This window comes from Microcystis sp. LE18-22.4A (assembly GCF_027531105.1).
Lineage (GTDB): Bacteria > Cyanobacteriota > Cyanobacteriia > Cyanobacteriales > Microcystaceae > Microcystis > Microcystis aeruginosa.
The window spans coordinates 1-9,811 of sequence record NZ_JAPZRB010000421.1; the positions used below are offsets into that span (position 1 = coordinate 1).

General features: G+C 40.9%; 5 protein-coding genes and 1 pseudogene. 1 reads left to right on the forward strand and 5 read right to left on the reverse strand.

Annotated features, from left to right (window positions below; all coding sequences use genetic code 11):
* Positions 1–3,274 (reverse strand): annotated as a pseudogene (locus tag O9295_RS18540) (hypothetical protein); the annotation flags it as partial.
* A gap of 426 nt (positions 3,275–3,700) precedes the next feature.
* Between O9295_RS18540 and O9295_RS18545 the strand changes: the two are divergent.
* Positions 3,701–4,963, forward strand: coding sequence for a DNA cytosine methyltransferase (locus tag O9295_RS18545; protein WP_288034404.1), 1,263 nt, complete (start codon positions 3,701–3,703; stop codon positions 4,961–4,963).
* Positions 4,964–5,057: 94 nt separating this feature from the next.
* On the opposite strand, the gene O9295_RS18550 is transcribed toward O9295_RS18545, so the two are convergent.
* The 4 genes from O9295_RS18550 to O9295_RS18565 all read right to left on the reverse strand — a co-directional run bounded on the left by O9295_RS18550 (position 5,058) and on the right by O9295_RS18565 (position 8,824).
* Positions 5,058–6,677, reverse strand: coding sequence for a S8 family serine peptidase (locus O9295_RS18550; protein ID WP_288034406.1), 1,620 nt, complete (start codon positions 6,675–6,677; stop codon positions 5,058–5,060).
* A gap of 43 nt (positions 6,678–6,720) precedes the next feature.
* Positions 6,721–7,806: a calcium/proton exchanger gene (cax, locus tag O9295_RS18555; protein ID WP_072925943.1), complete on the reverse strand. Its 1,086-nt coding sequence runs from the start codon at positions 7,804–7,806 to the stop codon at positions 6,721–6,723.
* Complete coding sequence (locus tag O9295_RS18560; protein ID WP_288034409.1) at positions 7,803–8,264, reverse strand: cupredoxin domain-containing protein; 462 nt, start codon at positions 8,262–8,264, stop codon at positions 7,803–7,805. The genes cax and O9295_RS18560 overlap by 4 nt, the downstream gene beginning before the upstream one ends.
* Positions 8,265–8,515: 251 nt before the next feature.
* Positions 8,516–8,824 carry a DUF6679 family protein gene (locus O9295_RS18565; protein ID WP_002757875.1) on the reverse strand — a complete coding sequence of 103 codons (309 nt, stop codon included), beginning with the start codon at positions 8,822–8,824 and terminating at the stop codon, positions 8,516–8,518.
* Between the last annotated feature and the right edge of the window lie 987 nt (positions 8,825–9,811).

Here is a 9,811-nt window from a genome sequence, read left to right on the forward strand (position 1 = left end):
TGCGAGTGAAGGTATAAACCAGATTACTTGTCCCATCTTCAGTCACACTACTGGGAGAAACAGCAAGAGTGATACTAGGAAGGTCATCGTTGGTAATAGTTCCGGTGACGGCGGTGGTGGTGCCTACGGTGTATCCTGTCCCGGTCGCCAAAGTTAAAGCAACGGTTTCATTGGCTTCTACTGTGGTATCAGCGGTGGGATCAATAGTCAGGGTAGCGGTACTGGAGCCAGGGGCAAAGGTGATGGTTTTTCCGGTTCCGGGGGTTGCTCCGGTGTAGTCAGTGCTGTTGGCTGTTCCGGTGATGCCGTAGTTGACGGTTAAGGCGCTGGTGGTGGCTCCGGTGCGGGTGAAGGTGTAGACAAGGTTAGCTGTTCCGTCTTCGGTAACACTTGTGGGACTAACAGTTAAAGAGATTATAGAACTTTCGCTAACATCGGTAATGTTAATGGTCAATGATTTCTCAAAGAATAATCCGCCTTGATCGGTAACTCTGACTCGAATACTGTAATTATTCTTAGTTTCGTAGTCGAAAACAGTATTGGATTTAAGTTGACCATTTTGAATGGCAAACAGGGCGTTATCAGTTGAACCTTCACCGTGTATTAAAGTATAAATGAAGACATCACCTGTATTAGGGTCAACACTTGAAAAGTTGCCGATAACTGTTGCGATAGCTTGATTTTCAGCGATAGAATTATTTGATAAACTAAGGTTAGTGGGTGCTATTTCGGCAAAGAGATCGATAATTTGAAGACCGCTATCACCATCAGCAACATAGGCGTAGTTATTCTCAATCCATACATCTACCGCAGTACCAGAAGTGTCATAACTTCCTTTGAACGTGGGGTTAGTGGGATCGCTAACATCAATGATTTGTAATCCTGAATTTCCATTAGCTACATATACGATGTTATCAACCACTTGTAGATCATAAGCATCATCAGGTAAAGCATAAGTCCCCTGCAAAGTGACAACAGTTTCGTATGGATCGCTACTGTAGTTGGGGCGAGTGATATCAATATCCATGATAACTAATGATTGTTGTGAGTTATCCTGACCGTCACCAACAATCAAGTAGGTGTAGTTACGAGTATCTTGAACACTGATAACTTCTGAACTAAAAATCCCGTACCCAGCGCGATAACCAACATCAATAAGTCCAACGTAGTCGCTGAAGTAGCTATTGTCATTGTAAGGAGGAGTTTGAAAAATTTCTAGCCCATCGTTGGTTGCTATATAAACATAGTTGCTAACCCATATATCATTCACATCACCGATATATGATATTATGCCACTATTTTCAGTGTATATAAATTCTGGCGCACCACTACCTACCTCATAATAAGGATTTGATGTATAAATTGTCGGATATTCAGGATCACTAACATCGATAGCAAATACATTGAACAACCCATCTATATATACTGACAATCCTTGCTTAAAAATAGAACTTACTCTCAATCTGTCTGCTCGATCGTAACTTCCAGTTAAAATGGGATTTGAAGGATTGCTAATATCGACAATTTCTAATCCTACACCTCTAGCAGCTATATAAGCATAGTCGCCATCTACTTCAACTTCCTCAGCAGAGTAGAAGCCTCCACTAGGATAATTATCATTGTAAGAGCTTTTCAAAACAGGATTTTGAGGGTTACTAATGTCAATAACTTGTAGTCCAGAATTTCCATCGGCTACATAGGCATAGTTCCCAACTACTTGAACACTCTTAGCATTACCTGGAGTATCAAAAGTTCCCACCAAAGCAGGAGTATATACTTGCTGATTGGTCGAGACATATTGAAAGTAACTATCAGTTAGACTAAATCCAAGTTGCCCATTAATACTGGCAATAATTTCATATCCAGAACCATTTGGATTTTTTAATTCTATATATGTGTAGGTTTGTGGATCGCCTATATCAGTCGAAAAAAACAAGCGATAGTCATCGCTCGATCCATGAAGTTGAATAATGTCTTCGTTTCGATTAAAGTTATTAATGTTGGCGCGTGATCCTCCTCCTAAAGCATTACCATCTTCGTTGTAAAAAATCTTATGAGCATTACCTAAAACAAAGCGCTCGCGTCCTTCATCGCCATAGAATGTATCCTGTATTGCATCATAGGTATTAGGTGTATAAGGATCATCTATATTAGGATCTACACCAATAAGAACATCATCCCCCTCATCTCCGTACAGGTAATCACTACCTAAACCACCATAAATGGTATCGTTTCCTGTACCACCATAAAGAACATCGTTGTCTTTGCCCCCATTGAGAATATCATCTCCCTCATCTCCATAGAGATACTCATTCCCTTCATTACCCTGAATATTATCGTTACCTTGATTACCATGAATAACGTGATCGTTAGAAGAACTGAGAACAATGATATCGTCGAAATTAGTTCCTTGGAAGTAATGAAAGTTCTCGATCGAGATCAAGGTATCAATTTCATTGCCAATCACAATGTTTCCATTGCCTGTGGCACTATCAAAGGTCATTAACAGCCCAGTCGAAGCACTACTGTAGTCTGCATCATAATGATCGAATCCACTACCACCGTTGAGGATATCACTTCCTGAATCGTTGTAGAGCTTATCATCACCCTCGTCCCCGGACAGGTGATCATTTCCCTCACCTCCGTACAGCCAATCATTTCCCTCATTACCATTTAGGCTATCATTACCGCCTAAACCACTAAGAGTATCATTACCCCCCAGTCCATTAATTACATCATTGTCAGCAGTTCCCGTAATATTATCATTCCCATTAGTACCCGTAAAATTCTGTTGCTCAATCTGAATTTGTTGCCCATTCAAAGTAACATAAGCAGTATCATCTTCAGCTTTAAGCGCCTGTAACTCCTGAGTCGATAAAGTCTCTCCCATCACCAACAATGCAAAAATCGCTCCCTCATCTCCGGCGCCATCCACCGGATTAATTTGAGCATCCACATAATGCCCAATTTCTTCTAAAATTACATTAACTAGCGATTCTGAGGAAGCTGTATTCAAGAAAGAAGCTGATAGATAGATCTTCCCTGTCTGCGCCGAGAATGCGCCTAACGCACCCTGTAACTCACCATTTTCTATAATCTCAATTTGGGGTAATACCGCAATCAAACTCTTGAAAGCTTGAGTCCTAATATTCACCCCAAAAACCAAACGCACCTTTTCAGTGAACAACGGCTCATCAGCAAACTGATTGAGCAGATTAACGACATCAGTAATAGCCTGATTGAGAGTGGGAATAAGCAGAGGATTAGTAGCCATAGCACTAACAAAAAGGGATTAGAGTGCTAATGTATTATGTGCTGGTTTTGCGTTATTGAAAACCATTTTACCTTGGCAAGAGCGAATTTTGACATCAAAGCAGGGAAATTATCATAATTTCTTAACCAATATGGCCAATTAACTCAGTGGGTTAAGAATGCCCACATTACGCTCAGAAAAACCACAGCAGACACAGAGGAAATGCTCTCTGTGTTCTTTGTGTCTTTGTGGTGAATTTAAAACACGAATGAGATAGATTTAAGATGATCAAGAGTGGCAGCAATGAACCTATCTATAATCGGTAATTTTTGTCCTAACTTAGTACTAACTTGCTGGAGTAATTGCCCTCTTAATAAAACTTAAAGTGTTAATTATATCAGAAATATAGTATAATGAAAGGCAGACAATAGAGAGCTAATCATCAAAGTGAAACATAGACCAATTGCGATCGATTTATTTGCCGGCTGCGGTGGGATGTCCCTTGGTCTAGAAGCGGCGGGATTTGATATTGCTGTAGCGGTGGAGTTTGATGCAGTCCATTCCTTGGTTCATCATTTTAACTTTCCCTATTGTCAAACTATTTGCCGGGATATAGCCAAAGTAACAAGTAGAGAAATATGGGAATTATTAAAACTAAAAGGCTATGCCACCGATGTTAGTTTAATTGCCGGCGGTCCACCCTGCCAAGGTTTTTCATTGATTGGTAAACGACAAATAGATGATCCTAGAAATTCTCTTGTATTTGAATATCTGCGGATTGTAGCAGAAATTAAACCCAAGTATTTTATCTTTGAAAATGTCCCCGGCATGGCTACGGGTAAACACAAACAATTTTTAGAGGAGTTAATCTCTGAATTTGAAGCTATTGGCTATACAATTAATCAGCCAATTAAAATCCTTGATGCCAGTGAATACGGGGCCCCACAAAAGCGCAGAAGATTAATCTTAATTGGTAGTCGAAAAGACGTGACGATGGCTAAATATCCCTTGGCAAAGACCGTCGATTTGAACTCAGCCAAAAAATCAGCTTTTACCAGCGTCTATGATGCGATTTCAGATTTAGAATTAATACCGGCCTTTATCGATACTGATTTAGGCATACCTGCATCAAAATTAGATTATAGTGGTAAGAGGAAAAAATATTCAGTGCAGCCAGGGGATATTTTTAAACTTTGCCATCAAAGAACAGTAGATACAAAAATCTATGGACATATAGGCTCAGTTCATACCCAAAGATCAATTGATAGATTTATCATAACCGAACCGGGTACAGTGGAACCAAAAAGTCGCTTTTTAAAGCTTTCTCCCACTGGTTTATGTAATACTCTCCGGGCCGGAACTAATAGTGACAAAGGGGCCTATACTGCTCCTAGACCCATTCACTATTCTATTCCTCGTTGTATTACTGTACGAGAAGCCGCCAGATTACATACATTCCCCGATTGGTTTCAGTTTCACCGCACAATATGGCATGGTTTTCGTGAGATTGGTAATGCAGTTATTCCGCTATTATCGAAAGAACTTGGCTCTTCTGTGATGGGAGCAATGAATATCAATACCGCTAATCTCAACCGAGTTATTTTAGAAAAAATGCCAGCCGAATTATTGCTATATAATATGTCTCAAGCATCAAATTATTGGGGAATCTCTGACGATGTTATCCCGAAAAGAAAACGAGGTGTATCTTAGAGATAGTACGATTAACTGCCAATCGAACTTTAAAAACTCGCTCCCATCTTCCCACTCTCCTATACTTTTTAAACAGGATTTACTATCATTTTTATTATTCAGGAACCGTCCACCAAGCGAGAGCAAAAGCTTGTTCTTTCTCGTTAACTTGTTGACGATATTGAACGCGAATTTTATAGTTTCCAGAGATGGGTACAGGACAAAAAATATGCTCTAAACTATCACTATCACTCAGGGAAGCACAGGTGTATTTAGCATTATTATCCTCCTGGGCAGGTAAAAGATAAACATCTAAATTATTCAGGCTGCGATCCTGGAAACTTTCATCGAGATCATAGAGATTATTGCGGTTAGTATCGATTAGTTCAACCAAACGATCCCAAGCCAAAGTTATCGAAACAAAACTATTAGCTTTTAAGGGCTTCTCTAGGGCATAATCTTGATAACCATTAGCGGTAACTGTAGCGTAATCCCAACCAATGGCAGGAATAGATTCTGCGGCTGACCATTGACCATTACTAAACTGTTGGTAGGCGCGAAAAGTGTTAAGATGTCCCGTCCCCATCTGCATATCTAAAGGAATTTTCGGGTCTTTATAAGCATCGGACTCTAACCAAGTTTTTTGATCCTTAGTTAAGACCGTCCGTCTCATACCTAACCGTAACCCATCGCCCGTATCTTTAATTTTATCGGCAGCATTAAGCATTACTGCCTTCATCACTTGATGATGACGAGAATCGACGCTCCAATGGGGATTTTTTTGATTAATTTGTTGATCGCCGTATTCTTGTAAAAGCGCCACGGATGCCGTAATATGAGGAGCGGCGAAACTGGTGCCACTAACAGTATTTAATTTACCTTTGAGATCATAAAGCTCTATTTTATTGCCAGGAGCAACTAAATTAATCGACCGTCGCGAACCATCATTAATTTCCCGTTTAATTAAACTGCGACCAATACCCACTGGCAAAGCACTAATATTAGCAAAATCAACTTTAGTAAATTTTCCTTCTCTTTTCGCTGTATAGGCGGTAGTAATGCCGTTAAAATGATCGGTGGGAATGGGAATTCCTCCCTTACCTTGATTACCAGCAATTACATAAAGAACATCATCAACTCGCGATGACCAATCAACACATTGAGTTAATAAAGCTTGACCATCTAATTTTGGTTCCTGTCTTTGATCTCTTTGCAAAGATTCCCCAAAACTAAAGTTAATGGCGCGCACATCACCGCTATTTTGTCGGGCAATATTTTGACTAGCAAGACATTCTTCCGGTTGTCCGCCCCGTCGCAAAGAACCCACCGCCCCCGAATATAATCTCGCTTTTGGGGCCACTCCGGGGATTTTTTTATCATCACTTACCATCACCGTCGCCACCATAGCGGCGTGATTATCTAGATAGGTGTTGGGTTTGGCAATTTGATCGCGAAAAAAAACACCGGCTAACTTATAGGGAGGCTGCCAAGCTGCCACTTTATCATAACCGAACTGAGCCGGTCGTCCGATTTCTACTTGACCGATGGCAATTTTTCGCCCTAATAAATTATAGGGTTCCGCCCGCAGGCGATCGGCATAAATTCCCTGTTCACCGATGGAATTAGAAAGAACTAGGGAAGGAAGCAGAATTATCGTTACTACTAACCCGACGACAAACCAAAACCCTCTTTTCATCATCAGCAATCCTGCGGCAGTAAGGTGATACCGATCCATTCTAAGACAGAAATCTCAGAAAATACCTAAATCTCTTTTTTGGCTAGGCGGGATGGTAATAAAAAGCTACTGCCAAGATTAAATAGGTGGCTAGTAATAGGGTTCCATCTAACCAATTGGAACGACCAGTAAAGCTGATTAAATTAGTAACAATCACCGCTACAATTAAAGCCACCACGTTAAAGGGATTAAAATTTAAATCCATCGGCTGCTGCCAAAATTGACCGATAAAAACTAATAAAGGTGCCACGAATAAAGCCACCAATAAACTATCACCCATAGCCACGGAAACCGTTAAATCCATCTGATTTTTTAGGGCTAATTGAGTGACGGTAACTATTCCAGAAACATCGCTAATTAAAGGAATGAAAATCACCCCGATAAAGAGAGGAGTGAGATTAAATCCTTCCATCACCGATTCCACTACATCAACAAATAAATCCGACTCATAAGCTACAGCTACGGTGGAAGTAAGCAGCACAAGTAACCAAATCCAGACTTGAGCTTTTTCTTCCTCACTAACCTGATTGTCGGGGGTATTTTCATTACTTAATCCCACTTCGTAGAGATAGCTATGGGTTTTGAGGGAAAATAATAAAGTTAACCCGTAAACTATTAATAAAACCGTGGCGGTGACTAGGGAAAGACTGAGAATATCGGCAACTTCCACCACGTTAGAAGTATATATTACCAAAGTTGGTAAAGCGATCGCTATTACTGCTAAAGTCATGGAAGAACCATTTACCCGCGCTAAAATCGGTTTAAATTCCTGCTCTTTGTAGCGAATTCCTCCCGTGAGCATTCCCATGCCCATAAATAATAATAAATCGCTGAGAATACTACCGGTAATACTGGCTTGTACGATGTCCACCAAGCCTTTTTTTAGGGCAATTAAGGCAATAACTAAAGTGGTAGTATTGCCGAAGATAGCATTAACTAATCCTCCCAAAGTTGGCCCAGTGACTACGGCAACTCTTTCCACAGACGTACTTAACCAAATTGACAGGGGAATGATCGATAAAGCGGCAGTGATAAAAATAGCTTGATCTCCCCAATTAAGACGACTAGCGACCACCGATAGGGGAATAAATAATAGGAAAGCAAAGGAGACAATTTTTCTTAAATTCATGGGTTATTAATGGCGATTTCCCCCACCATTCCCGCTTCAGCATGACCCGGAATAGTACAGATTAATTTATACTTACCAGTTTTGAGAGGAACTATTACCCATTCTGCCTGTGCATTAGGTTTTAATTCTAGTTCGTGAATTGCCCCTTTAATCTCCACTTTTCCCGCTTCAACTTTCTGCGTCCAACTAGCATCAGCGAAGTCTTTAGCGGTAAAATAATGTTTAGTGGGACTGGGATTATCGAGGATTAATTTGTATTTTTGTCCAGCAATAAAGTCTAATTGACTAGGAAAGAATTTTAATTCTCCTTGCCCGGAGCCTAGACTAATTTTAACTTCTAGAGGGGCGGAGCCGGCGCAGGCCGGAAAAGTCACTAACCAACAACTAATTAAAACTATTACTACTGCCACAAATTTTTGATAGATATCCTTGGCAGCGAAGTAGGGATTAGAATTCATTTTGCTCCTCCAGCTTATAATAGAGAAAATCTGGCGGCTTTTAAGTAGCTAGACACAATCAATTACACATATCTAACTACTTCTTGCCTTTTGCCTATCCTAACCAAGAAATTAATTTTGCACGACTACTTAGGATAATTTTACAACAAGTGGTGATTCTGACCGGCTCTCTTCCCTTCCATTCCCTAAAAGTCCCTTGGCTATGGTTAAAACCTCGGGACTTCTAGCCACTGTCAGTTAAATCGACAAAACTAATCTAAGCTATCGGGAGAATGGGGATAAAGTTGTTCTGCTTCTGGACAATCTTCCGAGACATTAATATCAGGATTCGTCCGCGACACCGAGGCCAGTTTTCTGCTAACCGCACCAATACTTTCTAAACGCACCATTTCTTCCCAAGAACTAATTTCGTCTTCTTCTTCTGTTTCGTAGCGAATGGTGACGAGATCGCTTTCTAGATCGACAATACGAGCATTATCAATCCATCTTTGCTGATCGCGCAAGAAAATGCAGACTTCCTGACCATCCATACAGAATTGATAAATCTTGCGGTGTAACATAAATTGCTCCTAAACAGCTTCTTTTGTTGAATTCAACTAACGGGAAGTGACAAAATGCCAATCTCAGCAATAGCTCAAAAATTCCCGTGGATAACACAAAAGGGAGAAAGATTCCGCTAGTAGTGGCAAGAATGGGTAAGAAAAGTCAGGTTTCCGGTTTGGGGCTACGTTCTTCAAAGACATCGATTCGATTAATAGACGGCCTCGGCGATCACTAAAAAATCGCCCTTATAGAGTCATTGTGACATAAATTTTCACTTCCTAACAGTATTCCTGGATGGAATCGGGAATAAGGTTTAGGGATGAGGTTATCCCATTTTTCTTTATTCATGGCAGGCATTCTACACCCCTCTCGCGCCCCTCCAACCCCCCACATCGGGGTGGCAGGGGGGGTTGGGGGTGAGGGCAATTAACCATATCTGCCATTACTTTTGAAAAATGCTATCAGTACCGTCCCCTTTCCAACCCCGAAAAATAGGTATAGATGCTCTGTCATCTTGGCAAGTCATGGGACATCGCTCGCCACTTGATTCCGTTGGCCGATAAATAAAAAATGGCTGTGAGCTTATAGCTACTTCAGGGTAAGCGCATCTTAAGGATCCTTGACAAAATGAACTTTATGTGAGTTGCTTACCCACGATTCAGGCATATTTGAGGAGAATTTGCCATCTCAATTGTTAAGCAAAAATCGACCAAATCGGTCGAGTTCGTAACTATTCTGATTGACTGGTATCACTTGAAATGCCCACGCAGATCACAAAATTGGTCAATTGTCAATAGCGTTTGAGATGCGCTCACCTTGGGTTGGGGAGTGGGGAGACGATGCCAAATCCGGTTATACTTCATACCCACATTCCGCACCCTCAACTGTCACATAAGCTGTCCCCCTCCAGAGACTTGAGTAAAAATACTTATCTGGTGAAGGTTTTCTCGGTGGCCGCTAGGGGGAGCTTGAGACCCCTAATTATGAAAAAATAGGAATTGTTG

What these genes read in the sequence shown, in the direction of transcription:
- O9295_RS18560 (WP_288034409.1), bottom strand. Translation starts at nt 8,264, where the DNA reads ATGAATTCTAATCCCTACTTCGCTGCCAAGGATATCTATCAAAAATTT.
- O9295_RS18550 (WP_288034406.1), bottom strand. Translation starts at nt 6,677, where the DNA reads ATGGATCGGTATCACCTTACTGCCGCAGGATTGCTGATGATGAAAAGA.
- cax (WP_072925943.1), bottom strand. Translation starts at nt 7,806, where the DNA reads ATGAATTTAAGAAAAATTGTCTCCTTTGCTTTCCTATTATTTATTCCC.
- O9295_RS18565 (WP_002757875.1), bottom strand. Translation starts at nt 8,824, where the DNA reads ATGTTACACCGCAAGATTTATCAATTCTGTATGGATGGTCAGGAAGTC.